This is a genomic window from Salmonella sp. 741265050_HSA (assembly GCF_046569445.1).
Taxonomy (GTDB): Bacteria; Pseudomonadota; Gammaproteobacteria; order Enterobacterales; family Enterobacteriaceae; genus Salmonella; species Salmonella enterica.
Genome location: NZ_JBKFSV010000002.1, coordinates 1 through 22175, shown reverse-complemented (window position 1 = coordinate 22175; position 22175 = coordinate 1). Strand labels below are relative to the sequence as shown.

At 41.3% G+C, this 22175-nt stretch carries 19 protein-coding genes; all 19 read left to right on the top strand.

Annotation, left to right across the window (positions count from 1 at the left end; genetic code table 11):
* The first annotated feature begins 1 nt into the window (after window position 1).
* Window positions 2-1405 (top strand): colanic acid biosynthesis protein WcaM, encoded by a 1404-nt coding sequence (gene wcaM / locus ACLD4F_RS05820; protein WP_411010718.1) that lies wholly within the window; start codon window positions 2-4, stop codon window positions 1403-1405.
* Between the two features lie 177 nt (window positions 1406-1582).
* Window positions 1583-2476, top strand: a complete 894-nt coding sequence (gene galF, locus ACLD4F_RS05815; protein WP_080094862.1) for a GalU regulator GalF — start codon at window positions 1583-1585, stop codon at window positions 2474-2476.
* Window positions 2477-2852: 376 nt separating this feature from the next.
* The gene (gene rfbB / locus ACLD4F_RS05810; protein ID WP_080094861.1) at window positions 2853-3938 is read left to right on the top strand and encodes a dTDP-glucose 4,6-dehydratase; all 1086 of its coding nucleotides are present in this window, start codon (window positions 2853-2855) and stop codon (window positions 3936-3938) included.
* Entirely contained in the window at window positions 3938-4837 is a 900-nt protein-coding gene (gene rfbD / locus ACLD4F_RS05805; RefSeq protein ID WP_001023658.1) for a dTDP-4-dehydrorhamnose reductase, read from the top strand. The genes rfbB and rfbD overlap by 1 nt, the downstream gene beginning before the upstream one ends.
* A gap of 47 nt (window positions 4838-4884) precedes the next feature.
* Window positions 4885-5763 (top strand): glucose-1-phosphate thymidylyltransferase RfbA, encoded by an 879-nt coding sequence (gene rfbA, locus ACLD4F_RS05800; protein WP_350368304.1) that lies wholly within the window; start codon window positions 4885-4887, stop codon window positions 5761-5763.
* Entirely contained in the window at window positions 5764-6315 is a 552-nt protein-coding gene (rfbC, locus tag ACLD4F_RS05795; RefSeq protein WP_080094860.1) for a dTDP-4-dehydrorhamnose 3,5-epimerase, read from the top strand. It begins immediately after the preceding gene.
* Between the two features lie 5 nt (window positions 6316-6320).
* A complete protein-coding gene (locus ACLD4F_RS05790) occupies window positions 6321-7313 on the top strand; it encodes a CDP-6-deoxy-delta-3,4-glucoseen reductase (protein WP_000018226.1) in 993 nt (330 codons plus the stop codon).
* Window positions 7310-8083, top strand: coding sequence for a glucose-1-phosphate cytidylyltransferase (gene rfbF / locus ACLD4F_RS05785; protein WP_000648783.1), 774 nt, complete (start codon window positions 7310-7312; stop codon window positions 8081-8083). Before ACLD4F_RS05790 ends, rfbF begins: the two co-directional genes overlap by 4 nt.
* Window positions 8084-8087: 4 nt before the next feature.
* Entirely contained in the window at window positions 8088-9167 is a 1080-nt protein-coding gene (gene rfbG, locus ACLD4F_RS05780) for a CDP-glucose 4,6-dehydratase (RefSeq protein ID WP_000565903.1), read from the top strand.
* A gap of 26 nt (window positions 9168-9193) precedes the next feature.
* The gene (rfbH, locus tag ACLD4F_RS05775) at window positions 9194-10507 is read left to right on the top strand and encodes a lipopolysaccharide biosynthesis protein RfbH (protein ID WP_000126349.1); all 1314 of its coding nucleotides are present in this window, start codon (window positions 9194-9196) and stop codon (window positions 10505-10507) included.
* A 27-nt stretch (window positions 10508-10534) separates the two neighbouring features.
* Window positions 10535-11434, top strand: a complete 900-nt coding sequence (gene rfbJ / locus ACLD4F_RS05770; RefSeq protein WP_000143399.1) for a CDP-abequose synthase — start codon at window positions 10535-10537, stop codon at window positions 11432-11434.
* 81 nt (window positions 11435-11515) lie between these two features.
* Window positions 11516-12808 carry an MATE family efflux transporter gene (locus ACLD4F_RS05765; RefSeq protein WP_006497737.1) on the top strand — a complete coding sequence of 431 codons (1293 nt, stop codon included), beginning with the start codon at window positions 11516-11518 and terminating at the stop codon, window positions 12806-12808.
* Between the two features lie 4 nt (window positions 12809-12812).
* Window positions 12813-13814, top strand: coding sequence for an abequosyltransferase RfbV (gene rfbV / locus ACLD4F_RS05760; RefSeq protein ID WP_023201599.1), 1002 nt, complete (start codon window positions 12813-12815; stop codon window positions 13812-13814).
* A 319-nt stretch (window positions 13815-14133) separates the two neighbouring features.
* Window positions 14134-15195 carry a glycosyltransferase family 4 protein gene (locus tag ACLD4F_RS05755; protein ID WP_080094858.1) on the top strand — a complete coding sequence of 354 codons (1062 nt, stop codon included), beginning with the start codon at window positions 14134-14136 and terminating at the stop codon, window positions 15193-15195.
* Window positions 15196-16140: an O antigen biosynthesis rhamnosyltransferase RfbN gene (rfbN, locus tag ACLD4F_RS05750; RefSeq protein ID WP_061423797.1), complete on the top strand. Its 945-nt coding sequence runs from the start codon at window positions 15196-15198 to the stop codon at window positions 16138-16140.
* Entirely contained in the window at window positions 16141-17580 is a 1440-nt protein-coding gene (locus tag ACLD4F_RS05745; protein ID WP_061423798.1) for a mannose-1-phosphate guanylyltransferase/mannose-6-phosphate isomerase, read from the top strand.
* Window positions 17567-19000, top strand: coding sequence for an O-antigen biosynthesis phosphomannomutase RfbK (gene rfbK, locus ACLD4F_RS05740; RefSeq protein WP_061423800.1), 1434 nt, complete (start codon window positions 17567-17569; stop codon window positions 18998-19000). The genes ACLD4F_RS05745 and rfbK overlap by 14 nt, the downstream gene beginning before the upstream one ends.
* A gap of 71 nt (window positions 19001-19071) precedes the next feature.
* Window positions 19072-20502: an undecaprenyl-phosphate galactose phosphotransferase gene (locus tag ACLD4F_RS05735; RefSeq protein ID WP_080094857.1), complete on the top strand. Its 1431-nt coding sequence runs from the start codon at window positions 19072-19074 to the stop codon at window positions 20500-20502.
* Window positions 20503-20665: 163 nt separating this feature from the next.
* Window positions 20666-22072: an NADP-dependent phosphogluconate dehydrogenase gene (gene gndA / locus ACLD4F_RS05730; protein WP_411010717.1), complete on the top strand. Its 1407-nt coding sequence runs from the start codon at window positions 20666-20668 to the stop codon at window positions 22070-22072.
* The last annotated feature ends 103 nt before the right edge of the window (window positions 22073-22175 follow it).

The following is a 22175-nucleotide window of genomic DNA, read 5'->3' as shown; positions in this document are numbered from 1 at the left end:
TATGCCCGCGACTAAATTCTCCCGACGTACCCTCCTGACGGCAGGTTCTGCGCTTGCTGTTCTTCCTTTTCTGCGCGCCTTGCCGGTACAGGCGCGTGAACCTCGCGAGACCGTCGATATTAAGGATTATCCGGCGGATGACGGTATCGCCTCGTTCAAACAGGCCTTCGCCGACGGGCAGACCGTGGTCGTACCGCCAGGATGGGTGTGTGAAAATATCAATGCGGCGATAACGATTCCGGCGGGAAAAACGCTGCGGATACAGGGCGCGGTGCGTGGGAATGGCCGGGGACGGTTTATTTTGCAGGACGGGTGTCAGGTGGTGGGGGAGCAGGGCGGCAGTCTGCACAATGTGACGCTGGATGTTCGCGGGTCGGACTGTGTGATTAAAGGCGTGACGATGAGCGGCTTTGGCCCCGTCGCGCAAATTTTCATCGGCGGTAAGGAGCCGCAGGTGATGCGTAATCTCATTATCGATGACATCACCGTTACCCACGCCAACTACGCCATTCTCCGCCAGGGATTTCATAACCAAATGGACGGCGCGCGGATTACGCATAGCCGTTTTAGCGATTTGCAGGGGGACGCCATTGAGTGGAATGTCGCGATTCACGACCGCGACATCCTGATTTCCGATCATGTCATCGAACGCATTGATTGTACCAATGGCAAAATCAACTGGGGGATCGGCATCGGGCTGGCGGGTAGCACCTATGACAATAGTTATCCTGAAGACCAGGCAGTAAAAAACTTTGTGGTGGCCAATATTACCGGATCTGATTGCCGACAGCTTGTACACGTAGAAAATGGCAAACATTTCATCATTCGCAATGTCAAAGCCAAAAACATCACGCCCGATTTCAGTAAAAAGGCGGGTATTGATAACGCAACGATCGCAATTTATGGCTGTGATAATTTCGTCATTGATAATATTGATATGACGAATAGTGCCGGGATGCTCATCGGCTATGGCGTCGCTAAAGGAAAATACCTGTCAATTCCGCAAAACTTTAAATTAAACGCTATTCGGTTGGATAACCGCCAGGTTGCTTATAAATTACGCGGCATTCAAATCTCCTCCGGTAACACCCCCTCTTTTGTCGCCATCACCAATGTACGGATGACGCGTGCTACGCTGGAACTGCATAATCAACCGCAGCACCTCTTTCTGCGTAATATCAACGTGATGCAAACTTCAGCGATTGGCCCGGCGTTAAAAATGCATTTCGATTTGCGTAAAGATGTCCGTGGTCAATTTATGGCCCGCCAGGACACGCTGCTTTCCCTCGCTAATGTTCATGCCATCAATGAAAACGGGCAGAGTTCTGTGGATATCGACAGGATTAATCACCAAATCGTGAATGTTGAAGCAGTGAATTTTCCGCTGCCGAAGCGGGGAGGGTAAGTACCGCTATTTTTACGAAAATTCCTGGGAAAAAGTTGTTCATACTTAATGTTATGGTGCCGACTAAGACGTAATGTAGAGCGTGCCATCATTATCCCTGGCAGCAGAGTAATTCATGCTGGCGAAAACAAGCTAAAGAGCTATAATTCAGCAACCATTTTACAGGTGGAAGAAACAATGATGAATTTGAAAGCAGTTATACCGGTAGCGGGTTTGGGTATGCATATGTTGCCTGCCACCAAGGCAATCCCAAAAGAGATGCTACCGATCGTCGACAAGCCAATGATTCAGTACATTGTCGATGAGATTGTGGCTGCAGGGATCAAAGAAATCGTACTGGTGACTCACGCGTCTAAAAACGCCGTTGAGAACCACTTCGACACCTCTTATGAACTTGAATCACTTCTTGAGCAGCGCGTTAAGCGCCAGCTTTTGGCGGAAGTGCAATCTATCTGCCCACCGGGCGTGACGATTATGAACGTTCGCCAGGCGCAGCCGTTAGGGCTGGGGCACTCTATTCTGTGCGCGCGTCCGGTCGTGGGCGATAACCCTTTCATTGTGGTACTCCCGGATATTATTATCGATGATGCTACCGCCGATCCGCTGCGCTATAACCTTGCGGCGATGGTGGCGCGTTTCAATGAAACGGGTCGCAGCCAGGTGCTGGCGAAGCGCATGAAAGGTGATTTATCGGAGTATTCCGTTATCCAGACGAAAGAACCTCTGGATAATGAAGGCAAAGTCAGCCGGATTGTGGAGTTTATCGAAAAACCGGATCAGCCGCAGACGCTGGATTCCGATTTGATGGCGGTAGGCCGTTATGTGCTTTCAGCCGACATCTGGACGGAACTGGAAAGAACTGAACCGGGCGCCTGGGGCCGCATCCAGCTCACCGATGCCATTGCTGAGTTGGCAAAAAAACAGTCGGTTGACGCGATGCTAATGACGGGTGACAGCTATGACTGCGGTAAAAAAATGGGCTACATGCAGGCATTTGTGAAGTACGGGCTACGCAACCTGAAAGAAGGAGCGAAGTTCCGTAAGAGCATAGAGCAGCTTTTGCATGAATAAGTATTAACAACCGTGATAAATGGTTGGTGATAAACATAATAACGGCAGTGAACATTCGAAGCGGCAAGTCGGCTGAAACGAGTGTTGACTGCCGTTTTAGTTTTGTATAAAGGGCTTAAGTAACAAGGGGTTATCTGGAGCATTTTAATGCTGATTTTATAAGATTAATCCTTGTTTCCGGATGCAATTAATAAGACAATTAGCGTTTAAGTTTTAGTGAGCTTTGCCCTGCTGGGCGAGGTTTGTAACAAGTCGATATGTACGCAGTGCACTGGTAGCTGATGAGCCAGGGGCGGTAGCGTGTGTAACGACTTGAGCAATTAATTTTTATTGGCAAATTAAATACCACATTAAATACGCCTTATGGAATAGAAAAGTGAAGATACTTATTACTGGCGGGGCAGGTTTTATTGGATCAGCTGTTGTCCGCCATATTATTAAGAATACACAGGACACTGTAGTTAATATTGATAAATTAACCTACGCCGGTAATCTTGAATCCCTTTCTGATATTTCTGAAAGTAATCGCTACAATTTTGAACACGCGGATATTTGTGATTCCGCTGAAATAACGCGTATTTTTGAGCAGTACCAGCCGGACGCGGTGATGCATTTGGCTGCGGAAAGTCATGTGGACCGTTCGATTACCGGGCCAGCAGCATTTATTGAAACCAATATCGTCGGCACCTATGTACTTCTTGAAGTTGCGCGTAAATACTGGTCTGCACTTGGCGAAGATAAAAAAAATAATTTTCGTTTTCATCATATTTCCACTGATGAAGTTTACGGCGATTTACCGCATCCTGATGAGGTTGAAAACAGCGTTACGCTGCCGTTATTTACTGAAACGACGGCATATGCGCCAAGTAGCCCCTATTCTGCGTCAAAAGCATCCAGCGATCATTTAGTCCGTGCCTGGCGGCGTACCTATGGTCTACCAACGATCGTTACCAATTGTTCTAATAACTATGGCCCTTATCACTTCCCTGAAAAACTGATTCCACTGGTCATTTTGAATGCGCTGGAAGGAAAGTCTTTGCCAATTTATGGCAAAGGGGATCAGATTCGCGATTGGCTATATGTAGAAGATCATGCTCGCGCGCTTCATATGGTAGTGACTGAAGGCAAGGCAGGGGAGACTTATAACATTGGTGGCCACAATGAGAAGAAAAATCTCGATGTGGTATTTACCATCTGTGATCTGCTGGATGAAATTGTACCCAAAGCGACTTCTTATCGTGAACAAATCACTTATGTCGCCGATCGTCCGGGCCATGATCGTCGTTATGCCATTGATGCAGGTAAAATTAGCCGCGAATTAGGCTGGAAACCGCTGGAGACCTTTGAAAGCGGTATTCGTAAAACAGTGGAATGGTACCTTGCAAATACTCAATGGGTAAACAATGTTAAAAGTGGGGCGTATCAGAGTTGGATAGAACAGAACTATGAAGGACGCCAGTAATGAATATCTTACTTTTTGGTAAGACAGGGCAAGTAGGCTGGGAGTTGCAACGTTCTCTGGCACCAGTGGGGAATCTGATTGCCCTGGATGTCCATTCAAAAGAGTTTTGCGGTGATTTTAGCAATCCGAAAGGCGTTGCCGAAACCGTTCGTAAGCTTCGTCCCGATGTGATTGTTAACGCAGCAGCCCATACTGCAGTAGATAAAGCAGAGTCTGAACCAGAACTGGCGCAGTTACTTAACGCCACCAGTGTGGAAGCCATCGCTAAAGCAGCCAACGAAACTGGCGCATGGGTAGTGCATTATTCAACCGATTATGTATTTCCTGGTACCGGCGATATCCCATGGCAGGAAACGGACGCTACGTCGCCGCTGAATGTCTATGGCAAGACCAAACTGGCGGGAGAAAAGGCCCTGCAGGATAACTGCCCTAAGCATCTTATCTTCCGCACCAGTTGGGTTTATGCAGGTAAGGGCAATAATTTCGCAAAGACAATGCTTCGTCTGGCGAAAGAGCGTCAGACACTTTCAGTCATCAACGATCAGTACGGTGCGCCAACCGGTGCAGAATTACTGGCTGACTGCACGGCTCATGCGATCCGTGTGGCGTTAAAGAAACCAGAAGTCGCAGGTCTTTACCATCTGGTTGCCGGGGGAACCACAACCTGGCATGACTACGCGGCCTTAGTCTTTGACGAGGCGCGCAAAGCAGGGATAACGCTTGCGCTGACTGAGCTTAATGCTGTGCCGACCAGCGCCTACCCGACGCCGGCGAGCAGACCTGGAAATTCGCGTCTCAATACTGAAAAGTTTCAGCGTAATTTTGACCTTATTCTGCCGCAATGGGAATTAGGAGTTAAGCGCATGCTGACTGAAATGTTTACGACGACAACCATCTGATAAATTTAAATGCCCATCAGGGCATTTTCTATGAATGAGAAATGGAAATGAAAACGCGTAAGGGCATTATTTTAGCGGGGGGCTCCGGCACCCGTCTTTATCCGGTGACCATGGCGGTAAGTAAGCAATTGCTACCAATTTATGATAAACCGATGATTTACTATCCCCTTTCCACGCTTATGCTGGCAGGCATTCGGGATATCCTGATCATCAGTACGCCACAGGACACGCCGCGTTTTCAACAACTGCTGGGAGACGGCAGCCAGTGGGGGCTGAATCTTCAATATAAAGTACAGCCAAGCCCGGATGGCTTAGCACAGGCGTTTATTATTGGTGAAGAGTTCATTGGTAATGATGATTGTGCATTAGTGCTGGGTGACAATATCTTCTATGGTCATGATTTACCAAAGTTAATGGAAGCTGCCGTTAATAAAGAAAGTGGTGCTACCGTCTTCGCTTATCATGTAAACGATCCAGAGCGCTACGGTGTGGTTGAGTTTGATCAAAATGGTACAGCCGTTAGTCTGGAAGAAAAACCGTTACAACCGAAGAGTAATTACGCGGTAACGGGGCTGTATTTTTATGATAATAGCGTGGTGGAGATGGCGAAAAATCTTAAGCCTTCCGCTCGCGGTGAGTTAGAAATCACGGATATTAACCGTATCTATATGGAGCAGGGAAGATTGTCTGTCGCTATGATGGGGCGTGGTTATGCCTGGCTGGATACAGGGACGCATCAGAGTTTGATAGAGGCCAGTAATTTTATTGCAACCATCGAAGAACGCCAGGGACTAAAAGTGTCCTGCCCGGAAGAGATCGCATTTCGTAAAAATTTTATAAATGCACAACAGGTTATAGAACTGGCCGGGCCATTATCAAAAAATGATTATGGCAAATATTTGCTGAAGATGGTGAAAGGTTTATAAGTGATGATTGTGATTAAAACAGCAATACCAGATGTCTTGATCTTAGAGCCTAAAGTTTTTGGCGATGAGAGGGGATTCTTTTTTGAAAGTTATAACCAGCAGACCTTTGAAGAGTTGATTGGACGTAAAGTTACATTTGTTCAAGATAATCATTCAAAATCCAAAAAGAACGTACTCAGAGGGCTACATTTTCAGAGAGGAGAAAATGCACAGGGGAAGTTAGTTCGTTGTGCTGTCGGTGAGGTTTTTGATGTTGCGGTCGATATCCGAAAAGAATCGCCTACTTTTGGTCAATGGGTTGGTGTAAATCTGTCTGCTGAGAATAAGCGACAGCTTTGGATTCCAGAAGGTTTTGCTCATGGCTTTGTTACTCTTAGTGAGTATGCAGAGTTTCTGTACAAAGCAACTAATTATTACTCACCTTCATCGGAAGGTAGCATTCTATGGAATGATGAGGCAATAGGTATTGAATGGCCTTTTTCTCAGCTGCCTGAGCTTTCAGCAAAAGATGCTGCAGCACCTTTACTGTATCAAGCCTTGTTAACAGAGTAAGCATCGTGTCTCATATTATTAAGATTTTTCCATCAAATATTGAATTTTCCGGTAGAGAGGATGAATCAATCCTCGATGCTGCGCTATCGGCTGGCATCCATCTTGAACATAGCTGCAAAGCGGGTGATTGTGGTATCTGTGAGTCCGATTTGTTGGCGGGAGAAGTTGTTGACTCCAAAGGTAATATTTTTGGACAGGGTGATAAAATACTAACCTGCTGCTGTAAACCTAAAACCGCCCTTGAGCTAAATGCGCATTTTTTTCCTGAACTAGCTGGACAGACAAAAAAAATTGTCCCATGCAAGGTAAATAGTGCTGTACTGGTTTCAGGCGATGTTATGACTTTGAAGTTACGCACACCACCAACAGCAAAAATTGGCTTCCTTCCAGGGCAGTATATCAATTTACATTATAAAGGTGTAACTCGCAGTTATTCTATCGCTAATAGTGATGAGTCGAATGGTATTGAGTTGCATGTAAGGAATGTTCCCAATGGTCAGATGAGTTCGCTCATTTTTGGGGAGTTACAAGAAAATACTCTTATGCGCATTGAAGGGCCTTGCGGAACATTTTTTATTCGTGAAAGTGACAGACCTATAATCTTCCTTGCAGGCGGTACTGGATTCGCTCCAGTTAAATCAATGGTTGAGCATCTCATTCAGGGAAAATGTCGTCGTGAGATCTACATTTACTGGGGAATGCAATATAGTAAAGATTTTTACTCTGCATTACCGCAGCAGTGGAGTGAACAGCACGACAACGTTCATTATATCCCTGTTGTTTCTGGTGATGACGCCGAATGGGGGGGAAGAAAGGGATTTGTCCATCATGCCGTGATGGATGATTTTGATTCTCTAGAGTTCTTCGATATATATGCATGTGGTTCACCTGTGATGATCGATGCCAGTAAAAAGGACTTTATGATGAAAAATCTCTCTGTAGAACATTTCTATTCTGATGCATTTACCGCATCTAATAATATTGAGGATAATTTATGAAAGCGGTCATCCTGGCTGGTGGACTTGGTACCAGACTAAGTGAAGAAACAATTGTAAAACCAAAACCGATGGTAGAAATTGGTGGCAAGCCTATTCTTTGGCACATTATGAAAATGTATTCTGTGCATGGTATCAAGGATTTTATTATCTGCTGTGGTTATAAAGGATATGTGATTAAAGAATATTTTGCGAACTACTTCCTTCACATGTCAGATGTAACATTCCATATGGCTGAAAACCGTATGGAAGTTCACCATAAACGTGTTGAACCATGGAATGTCACATTGGTTGATACGGGTGATTCTTCAATGACTGGTGGTCGTCTGAAACGTGTTGCTGAATACGTAAAAGATGACGAGGCTTTCCTGTTTACTTATGGTGATGGCGTTGCCGACCTTGATATCAAAGCGACTATCGATTTCCATAAGGCTCACGGTAAGAAAGCGACTTTAACAGCTACTTTTCCACCAGGACGCTTTGGCGCATTAGATATCCAAGCTGGTCAGGTCCGGTCATTCCAGGAAAAACCGAAAGGTGATGGGGCAATGATCAATGGTGGTTTCTTTGTGTTGAATCCATCGGTTATCGATCTCATCGATAACGATGCAACAACCTGGGAACAAGAGCCATTAATGACATTGGCACAACAGGGGGAGTTAATGGCTTTTGAACACCCAGGTTTCTGGCAGCCGATGGATACCCTACGTGATAAAGTTTACCTCGAAGGGCTGTGGGAAAAAGGTAAAGCTCCGTGGAAAACCTGGGAGTAACTAGATGATTGATAAAAATTTTTGGCAAGGTAAACGTGTATTCGTTACCGGCCATACTGGCTTTAAAGGAAGCTGGCTTTCGCTATGGCTGACTGAAATGGGTGCAATTGTAAAAGGCTATGCACTTGATGCGCCAACTGTTCCAAGTTTATTTGAGATAGTGCGTCTTAATGATCTTATGGAATCTCATATTGGCGACATTCGTGATTTTGAAAAGCTGCGCAATTCTATTGCAGAATTTAAGCCAGAAATTGTTTTCCATATGGCAGCCCAGCCTTTAGTGCGCCTATCTTATGAACAGCCAATCGAAACATACTCAACAAATGTTATGGGTACTGTCCATTTGCTTGAAGCAGTTAAGCAAGTAGGTAACATAAAGGCAGTCGTAAATATCACCAGTGATAAGTGCTACGACAATCGTGAGTGGGTGTGGGGCTATCGTGAGAACGAACCCATGGGAGGGTACGATCCATACTCTAATAGTAAAGGTTGTGCAGAATTAGTCGCGTCTGCATTCCGGAACTCATTCTTCAATCCTGCAAATTATGAGCAACATGGCGTTGGTTTGGCGTCTGTGAGGGCTGGTAATGTCATAGGCGGAGGCGATTGGGCTAAAGACCGTTTAATTCCCGATATTCTGCGCTCATTTGAAAATAACCAGCAGGTTATTATTCGAAACCCATATTCTATCCGTCCCTGGCAGCATGTACTGGAGCCTCTTTCTGGTTACATTGTGGTGGCGCAACGCTTATATACAGAAGGTGCTAAGTTTTCTGAAGGATGGAATTTCGGCCCGCGTGATGAAGATGCGAAGACGGTCGAATTTATTGTTGACAAGATGGTCACGCTTTGGGGTGATGATGCAAGCTGGTTACTGGATGGTGAGAATCATCCTCATGAGGCACATTACCTGAAACTGGATTGCTCTAAAGCAAATATGCAATTAGGATGGCATCCGCGTTGGGGATTGACTGAAACACTTGGTCGCATCGTAAAATGGCATAAAGCATGGATTCGCGGCGAAGATATGTTGATTTGTTCAAAGCGTGAAATCAGCGACTATATGTCTGCAACTACTCGTTAAGAAAATAAGTTTAAGGAATCAAAGTAATGACAGCAAATAACCTGCGTGAGCAAATCTCTCAGCTTGTCGCTCAGTATGCGAATGAGGCATTGAGCCCGAAACCTTTTGTTGCAGGTACAAGCGTTGTGCCTCCTTCCGGGAAGGTTATTGGTGCCAAAGAGTTACAATTGATGGTTGAGGCGTCTCTTGATGGATGGCTAACTACTGGTCGTTTCAATGATGCCTTTGAAAAAAAACTTGGGGAATTTATTGGGGTTCCTCATGTTTTAACGACTACATCTGGCTCTTCGGCAAACTTGCTGGCACTGACTGCGCTGACTTCCCCAAAATTAGGCGAGCGAGCTCTCAAACCTGGTGATGAGGTTATTACTGTCGCTGCTGGCTTCCCGACTACAGTTAACCCGGCGATCCAGAATGGTTTAATACCGGTATTCGTGGATGTTGATATCCCGACATATAATATCGATGCCTCTCTCATTGAAGCTGCAGTTACTGAGAAATCAAAAGCGATAATGATCGCTCATACACTCGGTAATGCATTTAACCTGAGTGAAGTTCGTCGGATTGCCGATAAATATAACTTATGGTTGATTGAAGACTGCTGTGATGCCCTTGGGACGACTTATGAAGGCCAGATGGTAGGTACCTTTGGTGACATCGGAACCGTTAGTTTTTATCCGGCTCACCATATCACAATGGGTGAAGGCGGTGCTGTATTCACCAAGTCAGGTGAACTGAAGAAAATTATTGAGTCGTTCCGTGACTGGGGCCGGGATTGTTATTGTGCGCCAGGATGCGATAACACCTGCGGTAAACGTTTTGGTCAGCAATTGGGATCACTTCCTCAAGGCTATGATCACAAATATACTTATTCCCACCTCGGATATAATCTCAAAATCACGGACATGCAGGCAGCATGTGGTCTGGCTCAGTTGGAGCGCGTAGAAGAGTTTGTAGAGCAGCGTAAAGCTAACTTTTCCTATCTGAAACAGGGCTTGCAATCTTGCACTGAATTCCTCGAATTACCAGAAGCAACAGAGAAATCAGATCCATCCTGGTTTGGCTTCCCTATCACCCTGAAAGAAACTAGCGGTGTTAACCGTGTCGAACTGGTGAAATTCCTTGATGAAGCAAAAATCGGTACACGTTTACTGTTTGCTGGAAATCTGATTCGCCAACCGTATTTTGCTAATGTGAAATATCGTGTAGTGGGTGAGTTGACAAATACCGACCGTATAATGAATCAAACGTTCTGGATTGGTATTTATCCAGGCTTGACTACAGAGCATTTAGATTATGTAGTTAGCAAGTTTGAAGAGTTCTTTGGTTTGAATTTCTAATTCAATTTATTCTATCTGGTGATTGCGATGACCTTTTTGAAAGAATATGTAATTGTCAGTGGGGCTTCCGGCTTTATTGGTAAGCATTTACTCGAAGCGCTAAAAAAATCGGGGATTTCAGTTGTCGCAATCACTCGAGATGTAATAAAAAATAATAGTAATGCATTAGCTAATGTTAGATGGTGCAGTTGGGATAATATCGAATTATTAGTCGAGGAGTTATCAATTGATTCTGCATTAATTGGTATCATTCATTTGGCAACAGAATATGGGCATAAAACATCATCTCTCATAAATATTGAAGATGCAAATGTTATAAAACCATTAAAGCTTCTTGATTTGGCAATAAAATATCGGGCGGATATCTTTTTAAATACAGATAGTTTTTTTGCCAAGAAAGATTTTAATTATCAACATATGCGGCCTTATATAATTACTAAAAGACACTTTGATGAAATTGGGCATTATTATGCTAATATGCATGACATTTCATTTGTAAACATGCGATTAGAGCATGTATATGGGCCTGGGGATGGTGAAAATAAATTTATTCCATACATTATCGACTGCTTAAATAAAAAACAGAGTTGCGTGAAATGTACAACAGGCGAACAGATAAGAGACTTTATTTTTGTAGATGATGTGGTAAATGCTTATTTAACTATATTAGAAAATAGAAAAGAAGTACCTTCATATACTGAGTATCAAGTTGGAACTGGTGCTGGGGTAAGTTTGAAAGATTTTCTGGTTTATTTGCAAAATACTATGATGCCAGGTTCATCGAGTATATTTGAATTTGGTGCGATAGAGCAAAGAGATAATGAAATAATGTTCTCTGTAGCAAATAATAAAAATTTAAAAGCAATGGGCTGGAAACCAAATTTCGATTATAAAAAAGGAATTGAAGAACTACTGAAACGGTTATGAGATTTTCATGATCTTTTAATAAATAAATCGTTAACAAATTAGTCGCGTTATGTTGTAAAAACTAAGTCGTTTAATTGCATAGTGAAAGTTCAATTGTTAAAAATTCCGAGTCATTTAATTGTTGCAGGTTCATCATGGTTATCCAAAATAATAATTGCCGGGGTGCAGTTAGCAAGTATTTCATATCTTATTTCTATACTAGGTGAAGAGAAATATGCAATCTTTAGTTTGTTAACTGGTTTATTAGTATGGTGTAGCGCTGTTGATTTTGGCATAGGTACAGGACTGCAAAATTATATATCAGAATGCAGAGCCAAAAACAAAAGTTATGATGCATATATTAAATCAGCATTACATCTAAGCTTTATAGCTATTATTTTTTTTATTGCTTTATTTTATATTTTTTCTGGGGTAATTTCCGCTAAATATCTTTCTTCTTTTCATGAGATATTACAGGACAAAACCAGAATGCTCTTTTTTACCTCATGTCTGGTTTTCAGTTCTATTGGAATCGGAGCTATTGCTTATAAAATACTTTTTGCCGAATTGGTCGGGTGGAAAGCTAATCTATTAAACGCATTATCTTATATGATAGGTATGCTCGGCTTGTTATATATATACTATAGGGGGATCTCAGTTGACATAAAATTATCACTAATAGTCCTGTATCTTCCAGTGGGTATGATTTCATTGTGCTATATTGTATATAGATACATAAAGCTTTATCATGTTAAAACAACAAAATCTCATTATATAGCGATTTTACGTAGATCTTCAGGGTTTTTTCTTTTTACTTTATTATCGATAGTGGTGCTTCAAACAGATTATATGGTCATTTCTCAAAGGCTAACTCCTGCTGATATTGTCCAATATACAGTAACGATGAAAATTTTTGGTTTAGTCTTTTTTATTTATACTGCTATTTTGCAAGCATTATGGCCTATATGTGCTGAATTGAGAGTCAAACAGCAATGGAAAAAACTTAACAAAATGATAGGTGTCAATATTTTGCTTGGCTCACTATATGTTGTTGGATGTACAATATTTATTTATTTATTTAAAGAACAGATATTTTCAGTAATAGCCAAAGATATTAATTATCAAGTTTCTATTTTATCTTTTATGTTAATTGGCATATATTTCTGTATTCGCGTTTGGTGTGACACTTATGCAATGTTATTGCAAAGTATGAATTATTTAAAAATACTTTGGATATTAGTACCACTACAAGCAATAATTGGTGGAATAGCACAATGGTATTTTTCTAGTACGCTTGGAATCAGTGGAGTGCTGCTTGGCTTGATTATATCTTTTGCTTTAACTGTTTTTTGGGGGCTTCCACTAACTTACTTAATTAAGGCAAATAAGGGATAATCATATGCTTATATCATTTTGTATTCCAACTTATAATAGAAAAGAATATCTTGAAGAGTTGTTGAATAGTATAAACAATCAGGAAAAATTTAATTTAGATATTGAGATATGTATATCAGATAATGCCTCTAATGATGGTACAGAGGAAATGATTGATGTTTGGAGGAATAATTATAATTTCCCAATAATATATCGGCGCAATAGCGTTAACCTTGGACCGGATAGGAATTTTCTTGCTTCAGTATCCCTTGCGAATGGGGATTATTGTTGGATATTTGGCAGTGATGATGCTCTTGCGAAAGACTCGTTAGCGATATTACAAACTTATCTCGATTCTCAAGCAGATATATATTTATGTGACAGAAAAGAGACCGGCTGTGATTTAGTTGAGATTAGAAATCCTCATCGTTCCTGGCTCAGAACAGATGATGAGCTTTATGTGTTTAATAATAATTTAGATAGGGAAATCTATCTCAGTAGATGCTTATCTATTGGTGGTGTATTTAGCTATCTAAGTTCTTTAATAGTAAAAAAAGAACGATGGGATGCCATTGATTTTGATGCGTCCTATATTGGCACTTCCTATCCTCATGTATTTATCATGATGAGCGTATTTAATACGCCTGGGTGCCTTTTGCATTATATATCAAAACCACTCGTAATATGTCGAGGAGATAATGATAGTTTCGAGAAGAAAGGAAAGGCCAGACGAATATTAATTGATTTTATTGCATATTTAAAATTAGCTAATGATTTTTACAGTAAAAATATATCTTTAAAACTAGCATTTGAAAATGTTTTGCTAAAAGAGAGACCATGGTTATATACAACTTTGGCTATGGCATGTTATGGCAATAGTGATGAAAAAAGAGATTTATCTGAATTTTATGCAAAGCTAGGTTGTAATAAAAATATGATTAACACTGTACTTCGATTTGGGAAACTAGCATATGCAGTGAAAAATATTACCGTGCTTAAGAATCTTACTAAACGGATAATTAAATAGTAGTAAGTTATTATATTGAGATTAAATGTAGATTTAACCTTTCTGGATTCAGCTAGATTTACGTTACGAACTTTTCTTTTTAATGAAAAATCATATTTGATATATATAAATAAATTTGGATAGCTTAACTACTTAGATGTTTTTTCTGGGAATGTTAGTATAATAATATATTTCCCTTATGATTATTTTTGTGGTGTTTTACTGCCGGTATTACATTAACTCTATTATTAACAATTACACCTAGTGTAAGCTTCGTAATATTATTTATCCTTATAATTATTGCTTTAAAGATGCGTATGGAAAAACGGAGAGCTATTCAATGATCGTAAACCTATCACGTTTAGGTAAAAGTGGTACGGGAATGTGGCAATACTCGATTAAATTTTTAACGGCACTGCGAGAAATAGCTGATGTTGACGCAATAATCTGTAGCAAGGTACACGCTGATTATTTTGAAAAGCTCGGTTATGCAGTAGTTACTGTTCCGAATATTGTTAGCAACACATCAAAAACATCGCGACTTAGACCATTAGTATGGTATGTATATAGTTACTGGCTTGCGCTGAGGGTTTTAATTAAGTTTGGTAATAAAAAATTGGTGTGTACTACGCATCACACTATCCCCTTACTGAGAAACCAAACGATAACCGTACATGATATAAGACCTTTTTATTATCCAGATAGTTTTATTCAGAAAGTGTATTTTCGCTTTTTATTAAAAATGTCCGTTAAGCGATGTAAGCATATTTTAACGGTATCTTATACCGTTAAAGATAGCATTGCTAAAACTTATAATGTAGATAGTGAGAAAATATCAGTAATTTATAACAGCGTTAATAAATCTGATTTTATACAAAAAAAAGAAAAAGAGAATTACTTTTTAGCTGTTGGAGCAAGTTGGCCACATAAAAATATTCATTCATTCATAAAAAATAAAAAAGTTTGGTCTGACTCTTATAATTTAATTATTGTATGTGGTCGTACCGACTATGCAATGTCTCTCCAACAAATGGTCGTTGATCTGGAACTAACAGATAAAGTGACTTTTTTACATGAAGTCTCATTTAATGAATTAAAAGTTTTATATTCTAAAGCCTACGCGCTTGTTTATCCATCTATTGATGAGGGTTTTGGCATACCTCCTATTGAAGCGATGGCATCAAATACTCCAGTTATAGTGACCGATATACCAGTATTTCATGAAGTGTTAACCAATGGTGCATTATATGTGAATCCGGATGATGAAAAAAGCTGGCAGAGTGCAATTAAAAATATAGAGCAGTTGCCTGATGTAATTTCCCGATTTAACAACTATGTCGCACGGTATGATTTTGATAATATGAAGCAGATGGTTGGCAATTGGTTGGCGGAATCAAAATAAATGAAAATAACATTAATTATTCCCACATATAATGCAGGGTCGCTTTGGCCTAATGTTCTGGATGCGATTAAGCAGCAAACTATATATCCGGATAAATTGATTGTTATAGACTCAGGTTCTAAAGATGAAACGGTTCCGTTAGCCTCAGACCTGAAAAATATATCAATATTTAATATTGACTCTAAAGATTTTAATCATGGAGGAACCAGAAATTTAGCAGTTGCAAAAAATCTGGACGCTGATGTTATAATTTTTCTAACGCAAGATGCAATTCTCGCGGATTCGGATGCAATTAAAAATTTGGTTTATTATTTTTCAGATCCATTGATAGCAGCGGTTTGTGGTAGACAACTTCCTCATAAAGATGCTAATCCCCTTGCAGTGCATGCCAGAAATTTTAATTATAGTTCAAAATCTATTGTTAAAAGTAAGGCAGATATAGAAAAATTGGGTATTAAAACTGTATTTATGTCCAATTCTTTTGCTGCCTATCGCCGTTCCGTTTTTGAAGAGTTAAGTGGGTTTCCTGAACATACAATTCTTGCCGAGGATATGTTTATGGCGGCTAAGATGATTCAGGCGGGTTATAAGGTTGCCTACTGCGCTGAAGCGGTGGTAAGACACTCCCATAATTATACCCCGCGAGAAGAGTTTCAACGATATTTTGATACTGGTGTATTTCATGCTTGTTCTCCGTGGATTCAGCGTGACTTTGGCGGAGCCGGTGGTGAGGGTTTCCGCTTCGTAAAATCAGAGATTCAATTCCTGCTTAAAAATGCACCGCTCTGGATTCCAAGAGCTTTATTAACAACTTTTGCTAAATTCCTGGGTTACAAATTAGGCAAGCATTGGCAATCTTTACCGTTGTCTACATGTCGCTATTTTAGCATGTACAAGAGTTATTGGAATAATATCCAGTATTCTTCGTCAAAAGAGATAAAATAAATGTCTGTTCTTCCCGTAATTATGGCTGGCGGCACAGGTAGCCGTTTATGGCCGCTTTCACGCGAATATCATCCGAAGCAGTTTCTAAGCGTTGAAGGTAAACTATCAATGCTGCAAAATACTATAAAGCGATTAGCTTCACTTTCTACAGAAGAACCCGTTGTCATTTGCAATGACAGACACCGTTTCTTAGTCGCTGAACAACTCCGTGAAATTGACAAGTTAGCAAATAATATTATTCTCGAACCGGTAGGCCGTAATACTGCACCAGCGATCGCTCTTGCCGCGTTTTGTGCGCTCCAGAATGCTGATAATGCTGATCCTCTTTTGTTGGTTCTTGCTGCAGATCATGTGATCCAGGATGATATAGCTTTTACGAAAGCTGTCAGACGTGCTGAAGAATACGCCGCAAATGGTAAGCTTGTAACTTTTGGTATTGTTCCAACGCATGCTGAAACGGGTTATGGATATATTCGTCGTGGTGAGTTGATAGGAAATAACGCTTATGCAGTGGCTGAATTTGTGGAGAAACCGGATATCGATACCGCCAGTGACTATTTCAAATCAGGGAAATATTACTGGAATAGCGGTATGTTTTTATTTCGTGCAAGTTCTTATTTAAACGAATTGAAGTACTTATCACCTGAAATTTATAAAGCTTGTGAAAAGGCGGTAGGTCATATAAATCCCGATCTTGATTTTATTCGTATTGATAAAGAAGAGTTTATGTCATGCCCGAGTGATTCTATCGATTATGCAGTTATGGAGCACACACAGCATGCCGTGGTTATACCAATGAGCGCTGGCTGGTCGGATGTGGGATCCTGGTCCTCTCTATGGGATATATCGAATAAAGATCATCAGAGAAATGTTTTAAAAGGAGATATCTTCGCACATGCTTGTAATGATAATTACATTTATTCCGAAGATATGTTTATAAGTGCGATTGGTGTAAGCAATCTTGTCATTGTTCAAACAACAGACGCCTTACTGGTGGCCAATAAAGATACAGTACAAGATGTTAAAAAAATTGTCGATTATTTAAAACGAAATGATAGGAACGAATATAAACAACATCAAGAAGTTTTCCGCCCCTGGGGAAAATATAATGTGATTGATAGCGGCAAAAATTACCTCGTTCGATGTATCACTGTTAAGCCGGGTGAGAAATTTGTGGCGCAGATGCATCACCACCGGGCTGAGCATTGGATAGTATTATCCGGGACTGCTCGTGTTACAAAGGGAGAGCAGATTTATATGGTTTCTGAAAATGAATCAACATTTATTCCTCCGGATACTATTCACGCGCTGGAAAATCCTGGAATGATCCCCCTGAAGTTAATTGAGATTCAATCAGGTACCTATCTTGGTGAGGATGATATTATTCGTTTAGAACAACGTTCTGGATTTTCGAAGGAGTGGACTAATGAACGTAGTTAATAATAGCCGTGATGTTATTTATTCATCAGGTATTGTGTTTGGAACGAGTGGGGCTCGCGGTCTTGTAAAAGATTTTACACCTCAGGTATGTGCTGCTTTTACGGTTTCATTTATTGCGGTTATGCAGGAACATTTTTCCTTTGATACCGTAGCATTGGCAATAGATAATCGTCCAAGTAGTTATGGGATGGCTCAGGCGTGTGCTGCTGCATTGGCGGATAAAGGCGTTAACTGTATTTTTTATGGAGTGGTACCAACCCCAGCTTTGGCCTTTCAGTCTATGTCTGACAATATGCCTGCGATAATGGTTACGGGAAGTCATATTCCATTCGAGCGGAACGGCCTCAAGTTTTATCGTCCTGATGGTGAAATCACGAAACATGATGAGGCTGCGATCCTTAGTGTTGAAGATACGTGTAGCCATTTAGAGCTTAAAGAACTCATAGTTTCAGAAATGGCTGCTGTTAATTATATATCTCGTTATACATCTTTATTTTCTACTCCATTCCTGAAAAATAAGCGTATTGGTATTTATGAACATTCAAGCGCTGGGCGTGATCTTTATAAGCCTTTATTTATTGCATTGGGGGCTGAAGTCGTTAGCTTGGGTAGAAGCGATAGCTTTGTACCTATAGATACAGAGGCTGTAAGCAAAGAGGATCGGGAAAAAGCTCGCTCATGGGCTAAAGAGTTCGATTTAGATGCCATATTCTCGACAGATGGGGATGGTGATCGCCCTCTTATTGCTGATGAGGCCGGTGAGTGGCTAAGAGGCGATATACTAGGTCTATTATGTTCACTTGCATTGGATGCAGAAGCCGTCGCTATTCCTGTTAGTTGTAACAGCATAATTTCTTCTGGCCGCTTTTTTAAACATGTTAAGCTTACAAAAATTGGCTCGCCTTATGTTATCGAAGCTTTTAATGAATTATCGCGGAGTTATAGTCGTATTGTCGGTTTTGAAGCCAATGGCGGTTTTTTATTAGGAAGCGATATCTGTATTAACGAGCAGAATCTTCATGCCTTACCAACTCGTGATGCTGTATTACCAGCAATAATGCTGCTTTACAAAAGTAGGAATACCAGCATTAGCGCTTTAGTCAATGAACTCCCAACTCGTTACACCCATTCTGACAGATTACAGGGGATTACGACTGATAAAAGCCAATCCTTAATTAGTATGGGCAGAGAAAATCTGAGCAACCTCTTAAGCTATATTGGCTTGGAGAATGAAGGTGCAATTTCTACAGATATGACAGATGGTATGCGAATTACCTTACGTGATGGATGTATTGTGCATTTGCGCGCTTCTGGTAATGCACCTGAGTTACGCTGCTATGCAGAAGCTAATTTATTAAATAGAGCTCAGGATCTTGTAAATACAACGCTTGCTAATATTAAAAAACGATGCTTGCTGTAAAAGAATTGAATGTTATTTACTTAATATGCCTATTTTATTTACATTATGCACGGTCAGAGGGTGAGGATTAAATGGATAATATTGATAATAAGTATAATCCACAGCTATGTAAAATTTTTTTGGCTATATCGGATTTGATTTTTTTTAATTTAGCCTTATGGCTTTCATTAGGATGTGTCTATTTTATTTTTGATCAAGTACAGCGATTTATTCCTCAAGACCAATTAGATACAAGAGTTATTACTCATTTTATTTTGTCAGTAGTATGTGTCGGTTGGTTTTGGATTCGTTTGCGACATTATACATACCGCAAGCCATTTTGGTATGAGTTAAAAGAAATTTTTCGTACGATAGTTATTTTTGCTATATTTGATTTGGCTCTGATTGCGTTTACAAAATGGCAGTTTTCACGCTATGTCTGGGTGTTTTGTTGGACTTTTGCCCTAATCTTGGTGCCTTTTTTTCGCGCACTTACAAAGCATTTATTGAACAAGCTAGGTATCTGGAAGAAAAAAACTATCATCCTGGGGAGCGGACAGAATGCTCGTGGTGCATATTCTGCGCTGCAAAGTGAGGAGATGATGGGGTTTGATGTTATCGCTTTTTTTGATACGGATGCGTCAGATGCTGAAATAAATATGTTGCCGGTGATAAAGGACACTGAGACTATTTGGGATTTAAATCGTACAGGTGATGTCCATTATATCCTTGCTTATGAATACACCGAGTTGGAGAAAACACATTTTTGGCTACGTGAACTTTCAAAACATCATTGTCGTTCTGTTACTGTAGTCCCCTCGTTTAGAGGATTGCCATTATATAATACTGATATGTCTTTTATCTTTAGCCATGAAGTTATGTTATTAAGGATACAAAATAACTTGGCTAAAAGGTCGTCCCGTTTTCTCAAACGGACATTTGATATTGTTTGTTCAATAATAATTCTTATAATTGCATCACCACTTATGATTTATCTGTGGTATAAAGTTACTCGAGATGGTGGTCCGGCTATTTATGGTCACCAGCGAGTAGGTCGGCATGGAAAACTTTTTCCATGCTATAAATTTCGTTCTATGGTTATGAATTCTCAAGAGGTACTAAAAGAACTTTTGGCTAACGATCCTATTGCCAGGGCTGAATGGGAAAAAGATTTTAAACTGAAAAATGATCCTCGAATCACAGCTGTAGGTCGATTTATACGTAAAACTAGCCTTGATGAGTTGCCACAACTTTTTAATGTACTAAAAGGTGATATGAGCCTGGTTGGACCACGACCTATCGTTTCGGATGAACTGGAGCGTTATTGTGATGATGTTGATTATTATTTGATGGCAAAACCGGGCATGACAGGTCTATGGCAAGTGAGTGGGCGTAATGATGTTGATTATGACACCCGTGTTTATTTTGATTCATGGTATGTTAAAAACTGGACGCTTTGGAATGATATTGCCATTCTGTTTAAAACAGCGAAAGTTGTTTTGCGGCGAGATGGTGCGTATTAAGCTTATTGAGAAGTACTGAATAATAATTGTATAAAATAGCCTGCGTAAAATCTGAACGCATCAATCGCTACCTTAATATCATACCTTTGAGTTAACATACTATTCACCTTTAACCTGCCATGACCGTTTGTGGCAGGGTTTCCACACCTGACAGGAGTATGTAATGTCCAAGCAACAGATCGGCGTCGTCGGTATGGCAGTGATGGGGCGCAACCTCGCGCTCAACATCGAAAGCCGTGGTTATACCGTCTCCGTTTTCAACCGCTCCCGTGAAAAGACCGAAGAAGTGATTGCCGAGAATCCCGGCAAAAAGCTGGTGCCTTATTACACGGCGAAAGAGTTTGTTGAATCCCTCGAAACGCCTCGTCGTATCCTGTTAATGGTGAAAGCGGGCGCAGGTACTGATGCAGCTATCGATTCGCTGAAACCGTATCTGGAAAAAGGCGATATCATTATTGATGGCGGTAATACCTTCTTCCAGGACACAATCCGTCGCAATCGCGAGCTGTCTGCGGAAGGTTTTAACTTTATCGGTACCGGCGTTTCCGGTGGTGAAGAGGGCGCGCTGAAAGGGCCATCTATCATGCCTGGCGGTCAGAAAGATGCCTATGAACTGGTGGCTCCGATCCTGACGAAGATTGCTGCCGTGGCGGAAGATGGCGAACCGTGCGTGACCTATATAGGCGCCGATGGCGCGGGTCACTACGTCAAGATGGTCCACAATGGTATTGAATATGGCGATATGCAGCTTATCGCTGAAGCTTACTCCCTGCTGAAAGGCGGCCTGAACCTCAGCAATGAAGAGTTGGCGAACACTTTTACTGAGTGGAATAACGGCGAGCTGAGCAGTTATCTGATCGACATCACTAAAGACATCTTCACTAAAAAAGATGAAGACGGAAACTACCTGGTGGATGTCATTCTTGATGAAGCCGCCAACAAAGGGACCGGTAAATGGACCAGCCAGAGCGCGCTGGATCTGGGCGAACCGCTGTCGCTGATTACCGAATCTGTCTTTGCGCGTTACATCTCTTCGCTGAAAGCGCAACGTGTTGCCGCATCTAAAGTGCTCTCCGGACCGAAAGCGCAGCCGGCAGGCGACAAAGCGGAATTTATCGAGAAAGTGCGTCGTGCGCTGTATCTTGGCAAGATCGTCTCCTATGCGCAGGGCTTCTCGCAGCTACGCGCCGCGTCTGATGAATATCACTGGGATCTTAACTACGGCGAGATTGCTAAGATTTTCCGTGCGGGCTGTATCATTCGCGCTCAGTTCCTGCAGAAGATTACCGATGCTTACGCAGAAAACGCCGGTATTGCCAATTTGCTGTTAGCGCCTTACTTCAAGAAAATTGCTGATGAGTACCAGCAGGCGCTGCGTGATGTTGTGGCTTACGCGGTGCAGAACGGCATTCCGGTGCCGACATTCTCTGCGGCAGTGGCCTACTATGACAGCTATCGCGCCGCAGTACTGCCAGCTAACTTAATTCAGGCGCAGCGTGACTACTTTGGTGCGCACACCTATAAACGTACTGATAAAGAAGGCATTTTCCATACCGAATGGTTGGAATAATTTCTGCAAAAATGTTTAAGCCCGGTTTAATACCGGGCTTTTTTTGTCTATGGAAAACCCCCAGCTAGGCTGGGGGTTCCGGAAAGCTTTCAGCTTTAAGCCA